This window comes from Polynucleobacter sp. HIN6 (genome assembly GCF_030297575.1).
Lineage (GTDB): Bacteria > Pseudomonadota > Gammaproteobacteria > Burkholderiales > Burkholderiaceae > Polynucleobacter.
Genome location: NZ_AP028137.1, coordinates 1,123,735 through 1,145,758 on the forward strand (window position 1 = coordinate 1,123,735; position 22,024 = coordinate 1,145,758).

Annotated in this window: 21 protein-coding genes and 2 tRNA genes; 11 read left to right on the forward strand and 12 right to left on the reverse strand. The window is 46.5% G+C overall.

The window, feature by feature from the left end; translation table 11 throughout:
* Positions 1 to 79 precede the first annotated feature (79 nt).
* Positions 80 to 1,195, forward strand: a complete 1,116-nt coding sequence (locus QUE66_RS05815) for a DSD1 family PLP-dependent enzyme (RefSeq protein ID WP_286223139.1) — start codon at positions 80 to 82, stop codon at positions 1,193 to 1,195.
* A gap of 16 nt (positions 1,196 to 1,211) precedes the next feature.
* Here the strand turns inward: QUE66_RS05815 and QUE66_RS05820 are convergent, their stop codons facing one another.
* From QUE66_RS05820 to QUE66_RS05830, 3 genes are all read right to left on the reverse strand, one after another.
* Complete coding sequence (locus QUE66_RS05820) at positions 1,212 to 2,309, reverse strand: patatin-like phospholipase family protein (protein WP_286223140.1); 1,098 nt, start codon at positions 2,307 to 2,309, stop codon at positions 1,212 to 1,214.
* Complete coding sequence (locus tag QUE66_RS05825) at positions 2,306 to 3,991, reverse strand: alpha-keto acid decarboxylase family protein (RefSeq protein WP_286223141.1); 1,686 nt, start codon at positions 3,989 to 3,991, stop codon at positions 2,306 to 2,308. The genes QUE66_RS05820 and QUE66_RS05825 overlap by 4 nt, the downstream gene beginning before the upstream one ends.
* A gap of 249 nt (positions 3,992 to 4,240) precedes the next feature.
* Positions 4,241 to 5,149: a LysR family transcriptional regulator gene (locus QUE66_RS05830; RefSeq protein WP_286223142.1), complete on the reverse strand. Its 909-nt coding sequence runs from the start codon at positions 5,147 to 5,149 to the stop codon at positions 4,241 to 4,243.
* Between the two features lie 86 nt (positions 5,150 to 5,235).
* Here QUE66_RS05830 and QUE66_RS05835 point away from each other — a divergent pair, with 86 nt between their 5' ends.
* Positions 5,236 to 6,204 (forward strand): sodium-dependent bicarbonate transport family permease, encoded by a 969-nt coding sequence (locus tag QUE66_RS05835; RefSeq protein WP_286223143.1) that lies wholly within the window; start codon positions 5,236 to 5,238, stop codon positions 6,202 to 6,204.
* 35 nt (positions 6,205 to 6,239) lie between these two features.
* On the opposite strand, the gene QUE66_RS05840 is transcribed toward QUE66_RS05835, so the two are convergent.
* Together QUE66_RS05840 and QUE66_RS05845 are read right to left on the reverse strand one after the other, a co-directional pair.
* Positions 6,240 to 7,319: a calcium/sodium antiporter gene (locus tag QUE66_RS05840; RefSeq protein WP_286223144.1), complete on the reverse strand. Its 1,080-nt coding sequence runs from the start codon at positions 7,317 to 7,319 to the stop codon at positions 6,240 to 6,242.
* Between the two features lie 125 nt (positions 7,320 to 7,444).
* Positions 7,445 to 9,127 (reverse strand): amidohydrolase, encoded by a 1,683-nt coding sequence (locus QUE66_RS05845; protein ID WP_286223145.1) that lies wholly within the window; start codon positions 9,125 to 9,127, stop codon positions 7,445 to 7,447.
* Between the two features lie 436 nt (positions 9,128 to 9,563).
* Between QUE66_RS05845 and QUE66_RS05850 the strand changes: the two genes are divergently transcribed.
* Positions 9,564 to 10,163, forward strand: coding sequence for a GNAT family N-acetyltransferase (locus tag QUE66_RS05850; RefSeq protein ID WP_286223146.1), 600 nt, complete (start codon positions 9,564 to 9,566; stop codon positions 10,161 to 10,163).
* A 206-nt stretch (positions 10,164 to 10,369) separates the two neighbouring features.
* Here the strand turns inward: QUE66_RS05850 and QUE66_RS05855 are convergent, their stop codons facing one another.
* The 5 genes from QUE66_RS05855 to QUE66_RS05875 form a co-directional block, all read right to left on the reverse strand.
* Positions 10,370 to 11,383 carry a GNAT family N-acetyltransferase gene (locus QUE66_RS05855; protein WP_286223147.1) on the reverse strand — a complete coding sequence of 338 codons (1,014 nt, stop codon included), beginning with the start codon at positions 11,381 to 11,383 and terminating at the stop codon, positions 10,370 to 10,372.
* 39 nt (positions 11,384 to 11,422) lie between these two features.
* Complete coding sequence (locus QUE66_RS05860; protein ID WP_286223148.1) at positions 11,423 to 11,785, reverse strand: Rap1a/Tai family immunity protein; 363 nt, start codon at positions 11,783 to 11,785, stop codon at positions 11,423 to 11,425.
* Positions 11,786 to 12,046: 261 nt separating this feature from the next.
* Positions 12,047 to 12,358 carry a type II toxin-antitoxin system RelE family toxin gene (locus QUE66_RS05865; protein ID WP_286223149.1) on the reverse strand — a complete coding sequence of 104 codons (312 nt, stop codon included), beginning with the start codon at positions 12,356 to 12,358 and terminating at the stop codon, positions 12,047 to 12,049.
* Complete coding sequence (locus QUE66_RS05870) at positions 12,345 to 12,602, reverse strand: type II toxin-antitoxin system Phd/YefM family antitoxin (RefSeq protein ID WP_286223150.1); 258 nt, start codon at positions 12,600 to 12,602, stop codon at positions 12,345 to 12,347. The genes QUE66_RS05865 and QUE66_RS05870 overlap by 14 nt, the downstream gene beginning before the upstream one ends.
* 178 nt (positions 12,603 to 12,780) lie before the next feature.
* A tRNA-Arg gene (locus QUE66_RS05875) sits at positions 12,781 to 12,857 on the reverse strand.
* Positions 12,858 to 12,968: 111 nt separating this feature from the next.
* On the opposite strand from QUE66_RS05875, the gene QUE66_RS05880 reads away from it, so the two are divergent.
* Genes QUE66_RS05880 through QUE66_RS05890 form a run of 3 tightly spaced genes read left to right on the forward strand, consistent with a single transcriptional unit; the run spans position 12,969 to position 16,085 of the window.
* Entirely contained in the window at positions 12,969 to 13,811 is an 843-nt protein-coding gene (locus QUE66_RS05880) for a methyltransferase domain-containing protein (RefSeq protein ID WP_286223151.1), read from the forward strand.
* A gap of 22 nt (positions 13,812 to 13,833) precedes the next feature.
* On the forward strand, positions 13,834 to 15,177 hold the full coding sequence (locus QUE66_RS05885) for an APC family permease (RefSeq protein WP_286223152.1): 1,344 nt from the start codon (positions 13,834 to 13,836) through the stop codon (positions 15,175 to 15,177).
* Positions 15,178 to 15,230: 53 nt separating this feature from the next.
* Positions 15,231 to 16,085, forward strand: a complete 855-nt coding sequence (locus QUE66_RS05890) for a hypothetical protein (protein ID WP_286223153.1) — start codon at positions 15,231 to 15,233, stop codon at positions 16,083 to 16,085.
* Between the two features lie 28 nt (positions 16,086 to 16,113).
* Here QUE66_RS05890 and QUE66_RS05895 read toward each other — a convergent pair.
* A tRNA-Pro gene (locus QUE66_RS05895) sits at positions 16,114 to 16,190 on the reverse strand.
* Between the two features lie 82 nt (positions 16,191 to 16,272).
* Here QUE66_RS05895 and QUE66_RS05900 point away from each other — a divergent pair.
* Positions 16,273 to 16,686, forward strand: a complete 414-nt coding sequence (locus QUE66_RS05900; protein ID WP_286223154.1) for a hypothetical protein — start codon at positions 16,273 to 16,275, stop codon at positions 16,684 to 16,686.
* A gap of 100 nt (positions 16,687 to 16,786) precedes the next feature.
* Complete coding sequence (locus tag QUE66_RS05905) at positions 16,787 to 18,877, forward strand: TonB-dependent receptor (RefSeq protein WP_286223155.1); 2,091 nt, start codon at positions 16,787 to 16,789, stop codon at positions 18,875 to 18,877.
* Here the strand turns inward: QUE66_RS05905 and QUE66_RS05910 are convergent.
* Positions 18,867 to 19,616: a lysophospholipid acyltransferase family protein gene (locus tag QUE66_RS05910; protein WP_286223156.1), complete on the reverse strand. Its 750-nt coding sequence runs from the start codon at positions 19,614 to 19,616 to the stop codon at positions 18,867 to 18,869. The genes QUE66_RS05905 and QUE66_RS05910 overlap by 11 nt on opposite strands.
* A 96-nt stretch (positions 19,617 to 19,712) precedes the next feature.
* Here QUE66_RS05910 and QUE66_RS05915 point away from each other — a divergent pair, with 96 nt between their 5' ends.
* Genes QUE66_RS05915 through QUE66_RS05925 form a run of 3 tightly spaced genes read left to right on the forward strand, consistent with a single transcriptional unit; the run spans position 19,713 to position 22,005 of the window.
* Positions 19,713 to 20,579, forward strand: a complete 867-nt coding sequence (locus tag QUE66_RS05915; protein ID WP_286223157.1) for a UDP-2,3-diacylglucosamine diphosphatase — start codon at positions 19,713 to 19,715, stop codon at positions 20,577 to 20,579.
* Positions 20,576 to 21,604, forward strand: coding sequence for a glycosyltransferase family 4 protein (locus tag QUE66_RS05920; RefSeq protein ID WP_286223158.1), 1,029 nt, complete (start codon positions 20,576 to 20,578; stop codon positions 21,602 to 21,604). Before QUE66_RS05915 ends, QUE66_RS05920 begins: the two co-directional genes overlap by 4 nt.
* Positions 21,604 to 22,005 carry a diacylglycerol kinase gene (locus tag QUE66_RS05925; protein ID WP_286223159.1) on the forward strand — a complete coding sequence of 134 codons (402 nt, stop codon included), beginning with the start codon at positions 21,604 to 21,606 and terminating at the stop codon, positions 22,003 to 22,005. Before QUE66_RS05920 ends, QUE66_RS05925 begins: the two co-directional genes overlap by 1 nt.
* The last annotated feature ends 19 nt before the right edge of the window (positions 22,006 to 22,024 follow it).

Genomic DNA, 22,024 nt, shown 5'->3' on the forward strand with positions numbered 1-22,024 from the left:
CGCTTATGATCTACTCTAGAATACTTTCGTAGCGCGTTACAAGATTAAATAAATACGATTCGATACGGAATAGAGAGACATGGCACCCTGGAAAGCGGCACGCGTCGGTGATCACATTGATCAAATTGATACCCCTGCTTTAGTTCTAGATCTTGATGCCTTTGAGCGCAATATGAAGCGCTTGCAAGATGCAGTCTCGAGTGCTGGGGTGCGCTTACGCCCTCACGCCAAGAGCCATAAATGCCCGGAAATTGCATTACGTCAGATTCAGATGGGTGCAGTGGGCATCTGTTGCCAGAAAGTCAGTGAGGCGGCGGTCTTTGTGGATGCGGGTATATCGGATATCTTGATTACCAATCAAGTGGTGGGTGAGAAAAAAATAGCACATACCCTTGACTTAGCTGCACGGGTACGCATTGGTGTGCTGGTTGATCATGAAGATCAAATCAGTGCTTTTGTACGTGCTAGCGCAGAGCGTCAAGTATTGATTGATGTCTATCTTGAGATTGATGTGGGTATGGGTCGCTGCGGTGTGGCATCGATTGAGCGTGCGGTCGCAATGGCTCAACAAATCGATGCTGCGCCCTTCTTAAACTTTATGGGTCTGCAGTGTTATCACGGTAGCGCCCAGCACTACCGGCTACCTGAGGAGCGCCAACAAGCGATTGCGGCGGTCTGTGCCAAAGCAGCCGCTGCCAAAGCAGCGATTGAAGGAGTGGGGATTCGGGTGGAACGTATCTCGGGCGCAGGTACTGGCTCTGTCATGCTCGAGAGTCACTCCAAACTGTTTAATGAAGTACAAGCGGGTTCTTACATCTTGATGGATCGTGATTATGCGACCAATCAACGCGATCCTGGCGATCTACCCTTTGAGCATGCCTTATTTGTGAAAACTGCTGTGCTGAGCCATCCCTCAAATAATCGCGCAGTGGTCGATGCCGGTCTGAAAGCATCGAGTGTGGACTCTGGTATGCCAGTGGTATGGCAACGCTCCGACGCCAAATATTTGAAGGCCTCCGATGAACATGGAGTTCTGGAACTCACGCCCGATAGTACCCTCAAGCTTGGCGACTATCTACTTTTGGTTCCCGGGCATTGCGACCCGACCGTCAATCTCTATGATGAGTTAATTGCGATTCGTGGAGATCGGGTCGAAGCCATCTGGCCGGTAGCAGCGCGGGGCGCACTCCTTTAATACTAATAATCCTTAATTACGCCCAGAACTTTTTCATTTCTGGGAGATCTTGCATGCCACGATCGTAGCCGTACTTAATCGCGGGTGCCATGATGCCAGGATCCACTACGCTTAATGTCTTACGACCAGGCAACATGCCAACCACAACCAATTTAGTCTTGGTACCACCAGCTTCCAAGTCTTTCACCTCTTGCAAAATGGTATTGGGTAGGTGATTGAGGCGCAAACCAGCCTTCTCTTGCGCAATCGTATCGGCCAAGGCAAATACCAAGGCGCGCTTCGAACCAGCGACGATATCGCAATGGGTTTCAGTGGGGCCAATCGTGCCATCCATGCAGACGCGATCTTTTACCCAAGTCGGGCCGGTCACCCCAGGGGCAGATGCGCTAGCAGCAACCGCGGTTGCAACTGGTACACCAGAATCCGGAGCAATCACTAAACGCTCGGCGGTGTAGCAATCAATCGTGGTGATGTACATCTTAGGCGGAATCTTTTTGAGATCGCCCAAAAATACTTTGATATTGGTCTCGAACTTATCCTGGGGAATTGATTTAGCTGCCATCGCCGCATGTCCAATCGCCTGGATGGTGGCGGGATTACCATCTTTGGCCTCAATACCCATCTTCATGACGCGCTCTTGACTGGGTGAGAACTTATTCGTTGGCACAAACTTGGCCATGATTTTGGGGTAATCGGCCAAGAGATTAAATTCAGCGGAGAATAGATCAAGACGCCCTCCTAATAAGGCACTACCCAGCAATGCGCCTGCTGAAGAGCCCACCACAATATCGGCTAAGCGCAAGTTGACACCATTCGTTAGCATGGCGTGGAAGTATCCTACTAAGAATGAGCTCATGTACTCCGAGCCACCACCCAATACGAGTGCTCGATCTTTACCTTTGCCTGGGGGGTTTTTGTATGGAATGGGATGTGCTAGTCCATCATTCCAGTTCGCGGTCGATGTCTGAATATTTTTAGTATCCTGCGCCTTCGCCTCCGCTACAGCTTTGCTACATGCATTACTGGTCTGCGCTAACGCAGATGTCCCAGTAACAGATACGGCTATCCCGAGTGCAGAGCTTTGTAGAAATTGGCGACGGTTCGATGATGTCATGCTGATCTTCCTGGAATATTAGTTTTGTAGATTTGGTTTTGAACTGCCTCTGGGAGTGGCTGACTCTCAGCAGCGGGAATCATGACCTCGATATACGAAGCGCAATCGCTGGTATTGGCTTTCTCAATCGCGGCATCGAGCTCTGCCACGGTGCTCACGCGGGCGGTGAACCAAGTGTTGCATCCCATCGCCCCGGGAATTTGTGCGTAGTTCCATTGGGCCAGATTGTCATATGATGGGCCCATCTCACTTAATACGTTCTCAACCCCATAGATGCCATTGTTCAATACAAAAATGATGGGCTTGATGCCATAGCGTCCCATCACCCCGATTTCATTGGCAGTGAGTTGATGGGAGCCATCGCCCGTTACCAAGATGGTTCGGCCTTTGGTATTGGCCATGCAAATCCCTTCGGCGGCGGGGGTAGCCCATCCAATCGAGCCCCACAAGGTCTGGGTCTGGAAACCAACTCCGTCAGGTAAGCGCATCGGCGTGGTGTAAAGAACGCAGGTTCCGGTTTCAACTACTAAGACATCACCGCTCTTTAGCAAAGCGTGCAGACGGGGATAAAAATTAGCAGACGTCGTTGGATCGGATGGTTTGGTAATGGCAGGTGTTATAGCAGGATTTAAGGGATTAGATTGGGCACGGGCTTGGATCTTCTGGGTCACGCCTTGTAAGACATCCTCCATGGCAACGCCTGTAAAAATAGTGCTACCCATACGCACAAACTGATCGCCAATGGTAAGTTGCTTGGCTGATGCGATGGTATCGGACCAGAAGGTGGTATTGAAGTCTTCAAAAATGATCCCGCCGATATCGAGCACCAGATCAGCCCCCTCCACCATCTCTTTCACTTGGCTGGGGCTGGACCCCGCGCCATTGTAGATACCCAAATAGCTGGGATGCGCCTCTGAAAGAGTGCCCTTATCCATAGGTGAGGTGGCAAACGGTATCTTGCTTTTATTTAAAAACTCGACTGCACTTGAGATGGTTCCATAACGTGCCAGTAGTTGAGTGGGTAATGCCACAATGGTCTTGCTGGCCGCGATCTTGGTGATGATGAAATCAATTGCCGCTTCTAGCGAGGCAGGGTCGCTACTGGCCCGCTCAATATTGGCTAATAGTGCTCCCTTGATAGGCTTACCAATCACCGGCATCTTGGCGAGATCCATCGGCACTGTGATGTATGCAGGTGCACTCAGACGCAATGCTTCCCGAATCACGCGCTCCATCTCGGCAATCGCATTATCTGGCGTGAGATAAGCGGATACACAACAGGCTGCCTCTGAAAGATAGCGAAAGTTGTTATACACCCCATCCCCCAAGGTGTGGTGGGTAATCAATCCTTGACGCTGGATTTGCGTACTAGGTGCCCCAACAATATGAAAGATTGGTAAACGCTGAGCCTTAGCTCCCATCACACCATTGATTGCACTCAACTCTCCTACTCCATAGGTGGTTGATAAGATGGCAGCCCCCTGAATTCGGGCATAGCCATCAGCGGCATAGGCGGCATTTAGCTCATTGGCACAGACGATCCACTCAACCCGATCGCAAGATTCAATCGCATCATCGAATGGAAAGGAATAGTCGCCTGGCACGCCAAAGACTCGGTCAATTCCTAAATCGGCTAAGCGATTAACTACATACTCTGCGACAGTTGGTGCATTTGAAGCCATAACCACTCCCAGTGCTTAATCTGAATTTGGCTATTGTAAGCAGACTCTTAATATGCCCCTTACCCATTAAGATAAGTTGGCATTGATCGTGTTCTTTCTAAACCCCGCCATTCAATTGACGGGGATTTTGATAAGTTAATTAAGTAACAGCGACTTTGCCCAGAGGTGGCTTTGGATAAAAACTAGGCTTTTGTTTCACCTGTTGAAATATAGGTAGCTTAGATAATAAACATCCTTGAACGATGAATACTAAGATTTTCCATTGTCTACATTGGTGGTTAGACGTTCAAGTAAATGAGCCTTAAAGCTGACTGCCAGCGGCGATAACTTTTTTCCCTGAAGACTCACAATATGCCAGTTCGATGACAATGGAAAATCTTGAACGTTTAAGACCTTAATATCCCGACTTAGGCTATCGCCCAAGGAATGCATCGACAGCGCAGCAATGCCAAGATTCGCCGCAACCGAATTTCGTACTGCCTCATTCGTTCCAAGTTCAAGACGAATGTTAGGACTGAAGTGTTTCTTGCGAAAATACGCATCAACCGCCATACGCGTTCCAGAGCCACGTTCTCGCATGATAAATTTTTCTTGCCTTAGATCCTTAAGCTCTACATTTTTTTTCTTGCTTAATGGGTGGTTTTTGGCAGCAATGATGGCAATTGGATTTGACATGAAGATTTCATCTTCAATGTCTAGGTGCGATGGCGGCATGGACATGATGTAAAGATCGTCTTGATTATTTTCAAGGCGCTGAACTACGCCATCGCGATTAAGAACCTCAAAAGCAATCTCAATATCCGGATGAGTTTTACAAAAATCGCCCAATATCTGGGGAATAAAGTATTTCGCGGTACTGACGGCAGCTACCTTTAAGCGCCCCTTAGTGAGACCCTTCATGAGCGCAATCTCTTGCTCAAAACTTTGCCATTCATCAAACATGGCACGAGCTGATTTAGCCAATTGCTCGCCAGCGTATGTCAAATGAACTTTTCTAGAGATCACTTCGAATAGCGGTTCTCCAATGTTCTCACCGAGCTCTTTGAGTTGCATCGAGGCAGTGGGCTGGGTGACATGCATCCGTCTAGCCGCCCCGCTGACACTTCCAGTCTCGACAAGGGCAAGAAACAAACGCAGTTGACGAAAGCTTGCATGCATAGATATTTATCTATATATAAGTATTTAATTATCAATTTTACTTTATAAATAGGTCTGCCTATGATTTCTCAACTACAGGAGATTTCATGCAAAACCTACTCGACCCAGCAATCTTGTTCTTTGTCTTTGGCTGCTTTGCCGGACTAATTCGTTCAAATCTTGAAATCCCCCGCTCGATCGCCAAGTTCTTATCACTCTATTTATTAATGGCCCTAGGACTTAAGGGGGGCTTCGCTCTGGCTAAAACTGGACTAAACCCAGAGATCGCATTGAGCCTTGCGATTGCCCTAGCCATGGCCTTCATTGTGCCGACGATTGGCTACTGGTTCTTAAAGGACCGGATTGCCAAGTTTGATGCTGCTGCAGTGGCCGCATCCTACGGTTCGGTTAGCGCCGTGACCTTTGTTACCGCCATTCAGTTCATGGAGCAGAGCCAACTGAGCCCAAATGGCTATATGGCAATTGCTTTAGTCATCATGGAGTCTCCGGCCATCATCATGGCAGTGTTATTGGCTAATATGTTGCGGCATGAAAACAATAATGCAGTAAACAGCAAAGGGCCATCGCTAAAGAACATCTTGCATGAATCCTTTACCGATGGCGCCCATTTGCTCCTGCTCGGAGCGATGGCCGTTGGGTACTTCAGTGGTGAAGCGGGCAAAACAGTCATGCAACCCTTCTCTGGAGATTTGTTCAAGGGGATGCTGGCCTTCTTCTTACTTGATATGGGACTCATGGTTGCCAAAAACTTTAAGGAAGCCAAAAATAACTCATTGACATTAATCGCTTACGCATCGGTGAGCCCACTATTTCATGCGAGCTTAGCATTGGGGCTTTGCTTGCTATTTAATATCTCACTCGCTGACACCATACTGCTCATGGTGTTATCCGCAAGTGCCTCCTACATTGTGGTGCCTGCGGTATTACGGTACGCTATTCCGGAGGCAAATCCATCCATTTACTTTGGTCTCTCAATCGGTATCACCTTCCCTATCAATATCTTAGTTGGAATACCGCTATACGCCTGGATGGCACAAACATTAATTCAGGCATGATGATGAATCCATTCCTCCGACACTTGCCAAGAACGCTAAGCTCCATTCTTTGTGGATCGACCTAACATCATGACCATTAAGGTCACGATAGTCAGTGGCAGTACAAAACTTAACATCGTCGCCGAGTAGATGGGCAAGGCCTCATGATCCTTAGAAGCTAGGATTAAATAAGTGACATAGGCAAGATAGTAAAAGACAAAAAGACCGCCCTCCCATCGAGCAATTTCACGTCCAGATAAAAAGATGGGAATGCAGGCCAAGGAGACTGCAAACATAACCCATAAATCAAAGTGGACAACCGAGGGTGGAACCAGAATTCCAGAAGGGGCAAGAATGCCAGTAATTCCTAGGCAACCAATAATATTAAAAATATTGCTACCGATCACATTACCAACCGCAATATCTCGCTCCCCTTTCAAAGCGGCGATTACCGAAGTTGCTACTTCTGGCATCGAGGTTCCTGCAGCCACAATCGTTAGACCAATTACGGCGTCACTAACGCCAATGGTCTTGGCAATAGAGATTGCAGCACCTACAAACCAATCGGATCCCAAAACTAATAGGAATAATCCGATCAATACAAAAAGTAGATTGATCCAAATATTTGGTCTGGGTTTGACCTTATCTTGCATATCAAACTCTTTGGCGTACGAGTCTTGAGTTTGACTGGGTTCTTTCTTAGATTGGATGATCAAAAAAATCGTGTAAGTGATTAATAGGCTAATTAATAAAAGGGACTCATGCATCCCTAGTTTTTGATCCAGCAAAAGAGCAAATAGCAAAGCATTCAAACCAATTAAGATAGGTATTTCTTGGCGGATGATCTGGTAGTGAACAACTAATGGTGAAATTAATGCTGATATTCCTAGAATAAATAAGATATTGAATATATTGCTTCCAACGACATTGCCGACTGCTAAATCAGTTGATCCAGAAAGTGCAGCCTTTGCTGAAACTGCGAGCTCAGGAGCGCTAGTACCAAATGCTACTACCGTTAAGCCGATGATGAGTGGTGGAATACCAAAAAACGACGCAATTTGACTAGAGCCCCGAATCAATAGATTCGCCCCCACAACCAAAAGGATTAAGCCAGCAATAAAATAAAGGATGTTCACAACTTATTTTCACACAGATGTTGTGATAATGAATACGCAAAACTTCTCAGAGAGTTTTGTCTTAACTGATTTACGTTTGATATGACCCCTACTTAGAGCAAATAAACAAGGCCTGCTCAGACTAATTAAATCGGTCTTTTAAAGAGAGATTTACCCTGCTTAATTGTTTCTAGAACCTGAATGTCTTTAATTTCATCGGGATTAACCTTTAATGGGTTTTTATTGAGAATGACTAAATCGGCAAACATTCCCTGAGCAATCATTCCCTTAGTCCCCTCTTCTTTGTATTGATAGGCAGCATTCGTTGTAAAACCCTGCAACGCTTGGTACGGCGTGATTCTCTGATCGGGGCCAAGAAGCGTGCCCTTCACTGTCTTACGATTGACTGCCGTCCACATGGAAAAAAGAGCGCTAGGTCCTGAGGATGGCGTGTCATTATGGATACCAATCCGCAAACCAGCGTTTTGAACCCACTTGAGAGGGTTATGATTGGCGGCTCGCTCAGGCCCAACAATTTGTTGATAAACATCGCCATACAGCCATAAATGATTAATCAGCATGATGGGCAATATCTGTTTTTCTTTAAATTGCTTGAGCTGATCTTGACGGGCAAACATGGCATGAGAAACCACGGTTCTGCGATTTTCAGTAATACCAGTCTCCTTGATTGCCTTATCTAAGGCAGCAAGGGTCATATCGATACCGGCGTCCCCATTACTGTAGGCAAAATATTGAATATTTTTCTCGTAAGCAAGCTTTGCGTAATGGTCGATGAGGCTTTGTGGGTTGTATGGAAAACCACGCCAATCTTTATCAAAGCCGGTGGTTACCAGGTACGGCTTAGTCATGTATGCCAAACGGAGTTGTGGTGCGCCATCGGTAGGCACCATCATGCCAGCCACCTTAAATCCTTGCTTTCCTTTGTTATACCTGCCAAAAGGATATTGTGGATTTGCTTTGAGTAGTTGATCCACCACATCGTAGGTTGGCAAGGCAATCAGATCAATTGATACGACTCCCTTTTCAATGGCTGTCTGCATTGACTGAATATCACTCACCTCAGCTTGATAGCTCTGGGCGGTCGTAAAACCATTCTCTAGATAGATCTTCTCTGCCTTTTGGTAAGTTTGGAAGGTCAAATCCTGCGAGTACTTGCCTACGGCTTGGGCAATAGCACTTAGGTAGGGCATACCAATCAATTCGCCGGTTAATTCACCAGTTTTGGGATTAATTGGAATAAAGCCTGAGACTGCTTTGGTAGCTTTAGTTATTCCAAGTTTTTTAAGCCCCGCTGAGTTCGCAATCCCCGTTAGAGTCGAGATGTTCGCAATTAGTACTGGTTGACTCGGAAATGCCCGGTCCAAATCTGCTAGCGTCAATGGACCATCACTTAGGAGTGGGTCAGCATAACCAGTTCCAATGAGCCAGCCGTTCAATGGCTTGCCCTCATTCTTTAATCGTTCAATTAGTTGAGCTTTGGTCTTGGGAGGCTTATCTGAAAAGTAGGCCAAGTTAACACCCAAGGTATTTTGAGCGATCAAGGTAAAGTGCCCCCAGGAGTCAATAAAGGCAGGCAACATCGTGCGCCCATTTAAATCAACTAGTTTTGGACCCTTACCCGCGACTGTCATTGCCTTGGCTTTATTTCCCACATAGGTAATTTCATTACCTTGCACCACGACTGCTTCAACGTATTGAGGAGCATCTCCTTTCATCGTCAGAATGTCACCATTGAAGTAAACCGTTGAGTTTTGAGCCATTGCAATGGTTGAAAAGAATGTGATTGCAAGATAGATGATTTTTTTCATGGAAGGAGAAATAAAGGCTTGGAACCAAGTTGATTAAAAGTGCTTAACTTAACTTATTGTACGTTGGCTGTATTGCCGTAAAAAAGAATTGATTTTATGAAGCTGGGTTGGGCCAGTCCAAACTTTTGTAATTGGCCTACCCAGCAGGTCGAACCTGCGACCTACGATTTAGGGGGGCTGGCTAATCTGCTTCAGACAATATCAGGCACTGACATACAGTGGATTTGGTTTGAGGTATTCGTCAAAACACTCTTTTTATGGCCTCAGGTGGGCTCAGATACTAGGTTCATAGTGTCTGCAGGAGTTTGTCGGGAAAACCGACAAATTCAAGCGTCCTTTTATGGGGCACTTGATTGCATAGATTGTTAAGATTATTACTTGATAAGCCCTTTTTATTTCTCTTTTATTTTTCATTTACTAATCAGAATGTGCCAATATGAAAATCTCATCTCCCATATCCCTAAAAGGTAACCATGCATCCTTAGTTCCGCTAGAGATGGCTCATCACGATGCTCTGTGTGATGCCGTCAGGGATGGGGAGCTTTGGAAACTTTGGTACACGACTATTCCATCGCCTGAGGGTATGGCAAATGAAATAGAAAGACGCTTAGGGTTACAAAAAATAGGTTCGATGAATCCATTCTGCGTTTTGGATTCCACAGGCAGTCCTATTGGTATGACAACGTACATGAATATTGACGAACATAATCGAAGATTGGAAATCGGTTCTACTTGGTATCGCAAATCTGTCCAAAGAACTGCAATTAATACCGAATGTAAATTAATTTTGTTGACGCATGCTTTTGAGACGTTGAACTGTATTGCCGTTGAATTTCGGACCCATTGGTTTAACCACCAAAGTCGAAGTGGCATTGAAAGACTAGGCGCAAAATTAGATGGCGTCCTGAGAAGTCATCAACTAAATCGCCATCCCGATGCCATGAACAGCGTCAGAGATACTTGTGTGTACAGCATTATTGCCAGTGAATTCCCTGCAGTAAAAGCAAATCTTTCCTATAAATTAGCCAATACATAAGGGGTGTTATTTATACTTGGATTTCGCGACAAATTCGACCAAGTTCCAACTGATGCAAATAGTTATTTTGATTTCATCCGGTGAAACTACCCAATCCTGCTAGCCTACAGCGCCCTGATTTAACCGTTCACCAAAACAACGAGAGACGCACCTTTGACTGACGTCTTGTGTCGGAAAGCCAATACTTTCGAATAATTTCAACCAAATTACCGTGTTCTACGCCATTCTGATAAAACGTAATCTCGAATAAATTCACTTTCTTTTCTTGCGCAAACAATACTTCTTTCACTTACAGACGGATCTAACAAGCACTGAAGTCTAAGTACATCACCATTTTGATCATAATTTGGTAACCAAGCACCCCAAAAGAATCCTAGAGACTCTACATCACTTATTGATTGGCTCGCTAAGGGATCACTCAATGGAATATCGATGTAAATTACTGGATGATTTTCACTTCGCAGTGCATCCATAAGGCTTTCAATTCTTCTCAAAAAATCCTGGCCAATTTCCCTTACTTTGATAAATGATGGCTTTCCTTCTGGGGAGTGATGGATACTTAAGTTTGATAGATCAACGGATTTATTCAAGGTGGCTTGACTAATCAGTTTTCTTTTAATTCCTGTATGCCTCAGCAAGTCCTCAAAAAAGGATATGTGATGTGGGGAAACATATGCCAAAAAATTACCTTTATCTTGAATATTTACGTAGCATGGAATAAGGGAATGTCGTGCATCATCAACATTTTGCAATCCATCCATATGAACAGACTTAGGTTGTCCGTTTATTAATAATCCAGTTTCTATACCGCCCAGGGCGATAATTTCTAATTGACTATAGGGGTGATTGGTAACGCAGGCCGCCCAAAAGCCCTGTAAACCAATTGATTGGGCATGTTTTTTTCGCTCCTTTGCCAACATATCAGAAAGATGTTTTCCTCGATAATCAGGATCAACAAATAGCTTTCCAGCCTCCGGAACTTGATCTAAGGGATGTTCATAACTAAGGGCGCAATGTCCGGCAACCGACCCCTGGGGAGAGATTGCTATGACTGAGTGCATTAGCTGAGATTGGATCAAATTTTTTACCTCATCGACCTGATACATCTGCGGATTAGGATAACTATTACCGTAGCAACGAGTTAGTGCCTCGATAATTGCTTTTGCATCACTTGGTTCTGCAGGTCTGATTAAAAAACCATCGGTTGAATTTGAATTCATTTGGATCTCTAATTAAACAGAATGAATTAAATGAATACCCTACTTGCTACGACAAGGCCATTTTTGAGCCATCGCATCAAAAGTTAATGAAGCAAAAGCCTCGCCTGCCCTATTTGATTGAGTGGCAATATAGTTATTTACTACTCGAATGCGTTCTTTAATATCTATATCCCTAGGAACACAAATTTTTTTATCGTAATGGGCATTATCTTCAACTCCCAGAATAATGCCGACACACAGGCCTTGGTTAAAGCCAACGGCCTGTTGTTTATCATCTAATAATTGATTACAAATTGGAGTTAATCTGCCTGTTGTGAGATTGGGTATCGGCATGGTCGAAGATTGAGCTAGTACGCTCACGGGCAGCAAAACTGGGATTAGAAATAGAGTGAGAGTATTCATATAACTGTTCAATACATTAGATTAACAAAAAATCTACTACAGATGAATTGGCCTGCCCAGCAGGAGTGGAACCTGCGACCTACGGCCTAGAAGGGCTGACTAATCTACGAATAACAATGCTCAACAATCGCTTGCAGTGGGTAGGTTTGAGGTGTTGGTCAAAACACCCGTTGTCATGGCATTCGGTGGGGTCAAATTTTAAGTACAAGATGTCTGCAGGAGGTTATCGAGAAAACCGACCTCAAATACTTACTAACCAAGTTATTTACCCGACACTTTATGGATATATCGTTTTACTGCTTTTTGGTAAGCCTCATCTTTATCTCGCTTACCAACCGCTATCACAATCACTGTTACTCGCTTATCTACTACTTCATAGACAAGACGATAGCCACTAGTTCGTAATTTAATTTTGTAGCAACCTTCTAACTCCCGGCTTAACAGTGCCGATGGAATATGAGGTGTCACTAGACGTTTTTCTAATTGCTTCTTGAACTGTTCTTTTAAAGAACCATCCAACTTATCCCACTCTTTTTTGGCTAAAACATGGAACTCTAACTTATAGATCCTCAAGATTTACCCTAATAGTTTTACCACCACGTCTTTTTTCAACCGTTTTAATTAATTCAAGGTCATCCAAAGCATCTAAAATGGTTTCGTATACTTTCGCGGATAACAAATATGCCTCAGGCTTGTTGTGACTGAGGATGGCAACAGGATTACCCCCTGCTTGCTCAATGATTTTACTCGGCGTTAACTTTCTTAAATCAGTCACGCTGATTGTTGTCCCTGCATGAATCGGTGTAAGTATATTCATTTTTTCACCATTATTTTGTACATAATTATGTACATTATAATATAGTGAATTTAAATGTGCAATCGCCCAATAAATTGACCTTGAGGCTAATCTTACTTGGCGTATGAGCGGTAAAAAGTGTAAACCATGTGCTCGGTATATTGTGTAAACCATGTGACCGGTTTACACCTATATCAATTGGCCTGCCCAGCAGGAGTCGAACCTGCGACCTACGGCTTAGAAGGCCGTTGCTCTATCCAGCTGAGCTATGGGCAGTTGGGATAGCTGATTTTAATGGACTATCCCCTGCCTTGGGCTCTTTTGGGCAATTTATTAAACTCCTGTTATAAATAGTGTTTTCATAACAAAAACTGTGTTGGAGATTTCATGAAATTCCTCAAATCCTGGCTTTTATTGGTTGGTTTAAGCCTGTCCGTTTCCTCATTTGCTCAGTTCCCCGCTGATGTGGGCGACGACAAGTATCAGCCCCGCCTGGGTCAAGAAGGCAAGGATGTCATCTGGATGCCAACTGGCAACGAACTCGTTACTCAAATGCTCAAGACCGCCAAAGTAGGTCCCAATGATTTGGTCTACGACCTCGGTGCTGGTGACGGCAAGATCGCAATTGCTGCAGCCAAAGAGTTTGGTGCCCGTGCTGTGGGTATTGAATTCAATCCCGATATGGCAGCCTTTGCCCAACGCAATGCCAATCGTGCAGGTGTGGGTGATCGTGTGAAGATCATTAATGGCGATATCTTCAAAGAAGACTTCAGTAAAGCAACTGTAGTGACTCTTTATTTGTTGCCTGACCTCAATTTGCGTCTGCGCCCCACCATCTTAGCTATGAAGCCCGGTACTCGCGTGGTCTCGCACGCATTCACGATGGGTGATTGGGAAGCGGATAAAGAAATTGATGTGGGCTCCAAGGGTTACTTCTGGGTGGTTCCTGCCAATGTGGCTGGCGAATGGCAACTCGACGGTGTTGATGTAAACGGCAAAGGCACCCTGAGTTTGTCGCAACGTTACCAACGCATTGGTGGCAATCTCACCATCAATGGCAAATCACAACCGATTCTGAATCCAACTCTTGAGGGTGACAAACTGAGTTTTGGCTATCTCGATCGTAAGAACAATCTACATACAGTCAAAGTGACAGTCAATGGCTCTCAGCTAAAAGGCGAAGACAAAGGTGGCACGACATTTGCTGAAGTAACTGGTAAGCGTCGCTAAATCTTTATAGATGGGAAGCTCTTTGGGCGCTAACGCTAGCGCCTCTCCTCAACGTTTGCTCAGCCCCCTTGGGGCTGTTGCCATTATTGTGGGCATCGTCATTGGTGCCGGCATCTTCAAAACCCCATCGATGGTTGCCGGTATCACCGGTGATGTTGGTTGGGCAATTACGATTTGGATCGCTGGCGCACTCATCTCATTGATGGGCGCCCTTTGCTACGCTGAGCTTGCCACCCTCTATCCCCATGCGGGCGGTGATTATCATTTCTTGACCCGTGCGTATGGCAAGAACGTGTCGTTCTTATATGGCTGGGCCAAAGCAATGGTCATTAATACTGGCTCGATTGCATTACTGGCTTTTGTGTTTGGCGACTACATGACCAAAGTGTTGCCTTTGGGAGCTCACTCCTCCCTCTATTGGGCATTCTTGATTGTGATTGCACTTACGCTCATTAATTTGATTGGTATTCATGCGTCAGCTAATGTGCAAACAGTACTGACTGTTTTAGAGGTGACTGGTTTAGTCGCCATCATCATCGCTGGCTTTGGTTTATTTGGTAATACTCCACCCCCCGTTGATAACCCACCCTTATTTAGCAATACCCCGCAACTCGGCATGCTTGGCCTGGGGATGGTCTTTGTCTTACTCACCTTTGGCGGCTGGAACGAATCCGCCTACATCTCAGCTGAACTCAAAGGCACAAGCAAAACGATCGTGAGCGTGATTGTGATTAGCCTGGTGGTGATTACCATCATCTACTTACTGGTCAATATTGCTCTTATTAATGGACTAGGCCTGAAAGCGTTAGCCAGTAGTAAGGCGGCTCCTGCTGACTTATTAGGTTTGGTCTTTGGCCCCGTCGGTGAAAAATTACTCGGTTTGTTTGTGGCAGTTGCAGCGCTAACTAGTATTAATGCCACCATGATTGTGGGAGCCCGCACCAACTACGCAATGGGTGAAGACTGGGATGGGTTAAGCAAAATGGGCAAATGGGAATCCGCCCGCGGCACCCCAACCTTTGCATATCTAGTTCAGGGTGTCATCAGCCTGGCATTAGTTGGCTTTGGTGCTTTGCAAAGTGATGGCTTTGAAGCCATGGTGGAATTTACTGCCCCAGTGTTTTGGACCTTCTTGTTACTGGTTGGTCTTGGCTTATTTGTATTGCGGTTTAAAGACCGTTCTCCGCGCCCCTTTAGCGTACCTCTCTACCCCATCACACCACTGATCTTCTGTGCCTCATGTGCCTACTTAGCGTATTCGAGCATTATGTATGCCCACAGCAAAGGAGCAGTCGAGATCTCCTTCTATGTGATGCTAGCAGGCTTAGTTGCTCTTCTTATTCTGCGGTTACGGAAGATCTCTTAGGTCATTGAACTGACATCTTGCTCTGTAAACTAGAGCTTTTGTGGATGTGGTTCATGCGTTTGTCCTGGTTCATTCAATGCGTTTTGCTAATACTGGTCTTTGCTGGATTGCCAAGACTTGGTCATGCATTTGAGCCCTTGAACACCGACGATGCAGGCACGATTGGCAAGAGGGTCAATCAGATCGAGCAGTACTTTTATGTTCTGCACAACAACACGCCAGGTAATCCAGGTAGCGTCGCCACTCCTGGCGAGGAGTTCCGGGGACTTGGTAATGCCAAGGCATTCCCATTTACGTACACCCATGGCATCTCCGATACGACCGAGATTGCGTTCTCAACAACGTATTACGCAACCCCACGTGGATCATACTCGCCGTTCTCAAACAATACGGTTTCCTTGAAATGGCGCTTCTGGGGCGATGGCCAAAAGGGTCTTGGAATGGCAATTAAGCCTGCGATTACTCTGCCAGCTAGTACTTCGCAACAAGTACAAGGTTTGGGTCTGGCAAAAACCAACTATGAGATCAATTACATCATCTCCTACTATTGGGAGCGCATTCAGGTACACACCAATATTAGTTATGCCCGTAATCCCTACAACACCAACTATCCGATTAGCGGGACCTATAGTCCGTATCAAATCAATTTGGTATCGGGTTCTATTGCGCCTGTTTGGATTGTGAACTCATGGCTTAAGCTTGCTTTAGATATTGGTAGCTCGATTGATACGTCCCCAAATGCAGCCGCAGTCAATGACTACGGAATGGTGGCAGCAATATTCTCGGTGAGCAAGAATGTGGATATTGGCCTGTCCTATCTACAGAGCAGCACCACACCCAACAATGCTTGGACTAGCAAAGGCATTACATCCGACCGCACCGAGGTTGGCGTAACGTGGCGTTTTTGAGGGGGTTACGAGCGTAACAAGAGAAAAGTGGTCGGAGTACAAGGATTCGAACCTTGGACCCCCTGCTCCCAAAGCAGGTGCGCTACCAGGCTGCGCTACACTCCGACAGACCTCTATTATAGCCTGACTGGGCTCTGAGCGCCCTCCCACAATAGGGGGGCTTGACAGCTCAGGTAGTATTGACGATATGTCCTCCATATCGCACCCTCGCCTCTTTACCCAAGATACCGCGCCCATCAAGCGCTGGGTCATGCTTGGCTTGGTGCTGATGAGCCTCTTAAGTACTCAATGGCTTGGGTTGGTTCACCAGATAGAACACCAAGAACTTAAACCCTCAGTAACTCTACAGACCCATGAGTCCCATGCCAGTTGCGAGAGCCATGATCACTCAATTTTTGCATTCCTGGGTCATGAAGAACATTCGGTCGAGTGCCAACTCTTTGATGCAATCACACTCACAGGTCTTATTACTAGTAGTCCAACTCAGTTGGTTGTTCCAAATGGTTTTAGCCAATCCCTAGTTAGCTTTATTACTCCCGTGAGTGCATCACGCACTCACGAGCCCTACCAATCGCGGGCACCTCCACTCCTCATCCTCTAATCTCCCTTTGTAAATCGGTCTTCGCTTGAAGACTGATTTGGATGATTAAACGGTTTGACCTGGCATGGCCGGGTCATCCCCCCATTTGGATGAATCAATCATGAACCTGACATATTCAGTGATCGCAACACGGCGATCAGCCCTTTGGCTTGTGGCAACAGCTGCATTTAGTAGCGCAGCCATGGCACAACAAAATCCCATGCAAATTGATGTCACGGGCTCCCGCGAATCTGCAAGCAGTATTTTGACTCCCACCAAGATCTTGCAAGGTAATGAGCTGCAAGATAAATTAGGCACCACCTTAGGTGCCACCATTGGCAATGAACTTGGTGTATCGCAAACGGGTTACGGTCTTGGTGCCTCGCGCCCTGTGATGCGTGGTCTCGAAGGCGCACGCGTACAGATCTTACAAAACGGTCTATCGGTTGGCGATGTCTCAGCAATCTCTGCCGATCATGCGGTAGCCAGTCCAGTAGCGAACGCCAGACAGATTGAGATTTTGAGAGGAGCTGCTGCCCTGCTCTATGGCTCAGGATCCAGCGGCGGGTTGGTGAATATCGTCAACGATCGGATTCTGACAACGCTACCTGGTAAAGCTACGGGTGCTGTGAACACTAGCTATGACACGGTGAGTAATGGTCGTGCCGCATCGGGTGTCATTGAAGGCTCTGTGGGATCTGTGGCAGTTCATGTGGATACCGCCATCAACAACAACCAGAACTATCGGATTCCGGGGAATTCAACTTTAGCCCCTGGGGGGTGGCCGATTGGCCCCTATGAAGGTGAGACTGCTCCCAATTACACTGGGAAGCTTCCCAACTCTTTTAACAACCAAAATAACTTAGGTGTAGGTGCGTCGTATATAGGTAAATCAGGGTACACAGGAATCTCAGTTGAGCGTTTGAACAATAACTACGGTATTCCAACGCCTGAGGGTGGATTTATTAATCAATCTCAAAATCGATACGACTTCCAGCACCAAACCCGCGATCCGTTTGCAGGGTTCTCATCCATTAAATTCAGTGCAGCCAATGGCAACTACAACCATACTGAATTTAAAACTTCTGGCGAAGCAGCTGCGGTTTGGAAAAACATAGCTAATGAATTTCGTTTAGAGCTTGCGCATAAACAGTTCATGGGCTGGAAAGGAACGTTTGGCGCACAAGTAACTAACAGTTCGATGGAGGCCACAGAGGTTGAAAGCGGAAGTTATGCCATCTTGCCATCCACCAAAACAAACTCGAATGCGCTCTTCTGGATTGAGGAAGGAAGATGGGGGGCATTGCAAGGAAATCTAGGCTTGCGTTACGACAACGTTGGGCAAAAACCGAATCTTGCAACAGAGTTTGAGGCTCCTTATTATGCAGGTCCAGGTGCCGCCCCTCTAGCGCCAGGCTTACAAAACCGTAATTTCAATCTTCTATCGTATTCAGCAGGAGGTCTCTGGAACTTTGCAAACGGTTATGGAACTGGGTTGTCTTACACCGTTTCACAAAGAGCTCCTTCGGCTCCTGAACTTTACTCCTATGGGGTTCATGAAGCTACAGCGACTTTTGTTGTTGGAAACTCAAACCTCAATAAAGAAACCTCTCATAACCTCGAGTTGAATATCCAAAAAACATTAGGCAAAGTCAAAGGTAAGGTGAATGTATATCTCAACAAATTTAATAACTACATTTATGGTTACTACCTTCCGAATGAGTATGCTGGGGCAGAAGATGATGAGCTATTCAACGTAGTCCAATATCAACAAGCCGCTGCCACCATTAAGGGGGCTGAGGGTGAGCTGACCTACAACTGGGGCAATGTGGGTAGTGGTGCACGCTTGTTTGCCGATGCGTCTCAAGGTAGCTTTGATGCGGGTGGTAACTTGCCCTTGCAACCTGCTCCTCGCGTTGGTGTGCAGGTGGCGCATCAGAAGAATGGTTGGTTGGCGAACGCCAGTTATACCTATAGCTTTCAGCAAAATCGTCTTGCTGACTGGGAGGTTGGCCCAACTCCAAGCTATAACCTCTTAAATGCCGGTTTGTCCTATACCGAGAAGATCAATAAGGTGAGTTGGACGGGCTATATGATGCTCAGAAACATTCTGAACGATGATATTCGCTATGCCACCACGCCGATGGCGGTTCGTTTATACGCACCCCAACCGGGTCGCAGTTTGATGGTGGGTGTTCGAGCTAACTTCTAGACGTCTCAATCATGGATCGCACTTGGTTCTCGCAATACAGCGCGAGATCCTTGCGATCCAGTTCGACTGCAGGGCTTGGTGCAAAGATCAGCTCGACGGTAATGGCTTTGGCTCTCAGCATCTTGGCAATGGAATCAATCAAGGTCATGTCGCCAATGAAGGCAGTGGCATCGCTATATTCCTGATGCGCATTGCGATATCGAATGGCCATTGGGAAGCTTTGCACCTGGGTTTGGGCGGCCGACTCAAAGAGATTCGTCTTGAAGGGTAAAACCCGATCTCCTGCCGTTGAGGTGCCTTCTGGGAAGATGCAAATCGGCTCTTTAGGGAGTAGATCTTCCAGTTGTTTGGCAATCTCTTTGCCGTGTCGTTTGTTATCTCGACGAATAAAGAGCGTACCAGTTTGCCTTGCCATCCAGCCAAAGATGGGCCAGCTTGCTACCTCGGATTTGGCGACAAAGCGGCAAGGCAAGAAGGAATGAATACTGGCAATATCAATCCAAGAAATATGGTTAGCCGCAATCAGATAGCCCCCGCTCTTGGGCAAATACTCGGCATTAATGACCTTGAGTTTGAGCTTAAAGATCTTAAGAAGTTGTCTTGACCACGCTTGAATATGGCGTCTCTTAGTGGCTTCTTGCGCAAAGGGAAAGATCGTAATCAGGATCAACGCGCCTTTGATCACATGGAAAATGATTTGCAAGGCGGGCCAGAGTAAGGATCGAGATGAATCTGCCATAGTTCAGATAATAAAGGGGGTTGCCCCGGAGCTTGTCATCAAACTGACACCAAAGTGTCATGATGATTTCATGATGCGGTGGCATTGTAGAGGTCCATGAAGCACTATCGAGCCATTTGGATCTCAGACGTGCATCTCGGGACACCTGGATGCCAGGCTAAGTTCCTCCTCGATTTCTTAAAGCATAACGAATCCGATACTCTTTATTTGGTTGGCGACATCATTGATGGCTGGCGCTTAAAGAAGAGTATTTACTGGCCTCAGTCGCATAACGATGTCGTGCAAAAGATCTTACGCAAGGCTCGCAAAGGTACTGAGGTCGTCTATGTGCCCGGTAATCATGATGAGTCTGTGCGTCAGTTCTTGGGCCTCTCCTTTGGTGAAATCAAAGTCGTTCCGGAGGCTATTCATACGACGGCCGATGGTCGCAAGCTCTGGATTACCCATGGTGATTTATTTGATGGCGTGATGCAATACGCCAAGTGGCTTGCTTATGTAGGCGACAACCTGTATTCCCTAATTTTGTACTTGAATCGCTATCTCAATCTACTGCGTATTCGCATGGGCATGCAGTATTGGTCGCTCTCACAATACTTAAAGCACCAGGTCAAGAATGCCGTGAGCTACATTGCCGACTTTGAAATGATCATGGCGCGCGAGGCCCGTTTACGGGGCTGCCAAGGCGTGGTCTGTGGGCATATTCATAAAGCTGAGATCCGTATGATCGATAACCTCCTCTATTGCAATGATGGCGATTGGGTCGAGAGTTTGACCGCCTTAGTTGAGACCCACGAGGGTGAGCTCAAGATTGTGCATTGGCCGCGCATCTTGGATGACAAACCGGCCATCGAAGAGGTGATGGTTGAGCAAATGAACCTATCGATTTCTTTTCCGAGCCGAGCCGCATCGCCTGCGTTGATGGCGCAATCCACTACTACTCATTCAATGGAGACTATTTCATGAGAATCATGATCGTAACTGACGCTTGGGAACCCCAAGTCAATGGCGTTGTCAGAACCCTCAAGCAAACCACCTATGAACTCCAAAAGATGGGGCATCAGGTCGAGATGATTACGCCCACCGAATTTAAGACCATTCCCTGCCCCACCTATCCAGACATTTCTTTATCGATCTTGCCTGGCAAAGGTGTCACTAAACGCATGAAGGCCTTCTCGCCCGATGCAATTCATATTGCGACCGAGGGGCCGCTTGGCTTGGCTGCACGCTCGTACGCACTGCGCCACAACCTACCATTCTCAACCGCTTACCACACCCGTTTTCCGGAATACGTCTTCGCACGCACCCGCATTCCACTAGCATGGACCTATCGCTTCCTGAAATGGTTTCATGGGCCATCGATGGCAGTGATGGCACCCACCCAAGTGGTCAAAGACGATCTCGAGAAATACGGTTTTGATAACGTCGTGATCTGGTCACGCGGCGTTGACCTTGAGATCTTTAAAGTTCAACCCTCCAAGGTATTAAATTCAGCTCATCCTATCTTTTTATATGTGGGTCGGGTTGCGGTTGAGAAAAATATCAATGCTTTCTTAGAGCTCGATCTTCCTGGCTCAAAGTGGGTGGTCGGAGATGGTCCGGCCTTAAAAGAAATTAAAGAGAAATACCCGCTCGTCAACTATCTTGGTGTCTTAAATCAATATCAATTGGCTGAGGTCTATGCAGCGGCCGATGTCTTTGTGTTCCCAAGCAAGACTGACACCTTTGGTCTCGTTTTACTTGAAGCCATGGCTTGCGGTTTGCCTGTAGCAGCCTACCCTGTTACCGGCCCAATTGATGTACTGGGTGACTCCAAGGCTGGAGTCATGCATGCCGATTTAAAGACTGCCTGCATGGAGGCCCTTCGGGTTCCGCGTGAGGTGGCCCGCGCCCATGCCGAGAAGTTCTCATGGAAAGCGGCGAGTGAGCAGTTTGCCAATCATCTAAAGCCAGTGCGTGTGCATGTGAGCACGCAAACGGTTCCCGCTTGATGAGCCAACCATACGACATTAAACAAAATCCCCATAAGGGGAATCGCGGTCTGACCCGAGCGATTCATGCGGCCAAGAACTCCTGGCATGGTTTGGTCTTTGCATTTAAAGAGGAAAGTGCTTTCCGGCAGGAACTGGTCTTATTGGTAGTCTTGGGGCCGATTGCCCTTCTCCTGCCAGTTGGCCACCTTGAGAAAGCTCTCATGATCTGCTCGCTAATCATGGTGCTGGTGATTGAACTGCTGAACTCGAGCGTAGAAGCCGCTATCGACCGAATCTCCTTTGAGCACCATGACCTCTCGAAGCGGGCCAAGGATTTTGGCTCTGCCGCTGTGATGCTAGCCCTACTCATTGCCTTTGTGATCTGGGCTGCCGTCCTCTATCAAGAATTTATTCAATAAAAACAATTACTTATGATTT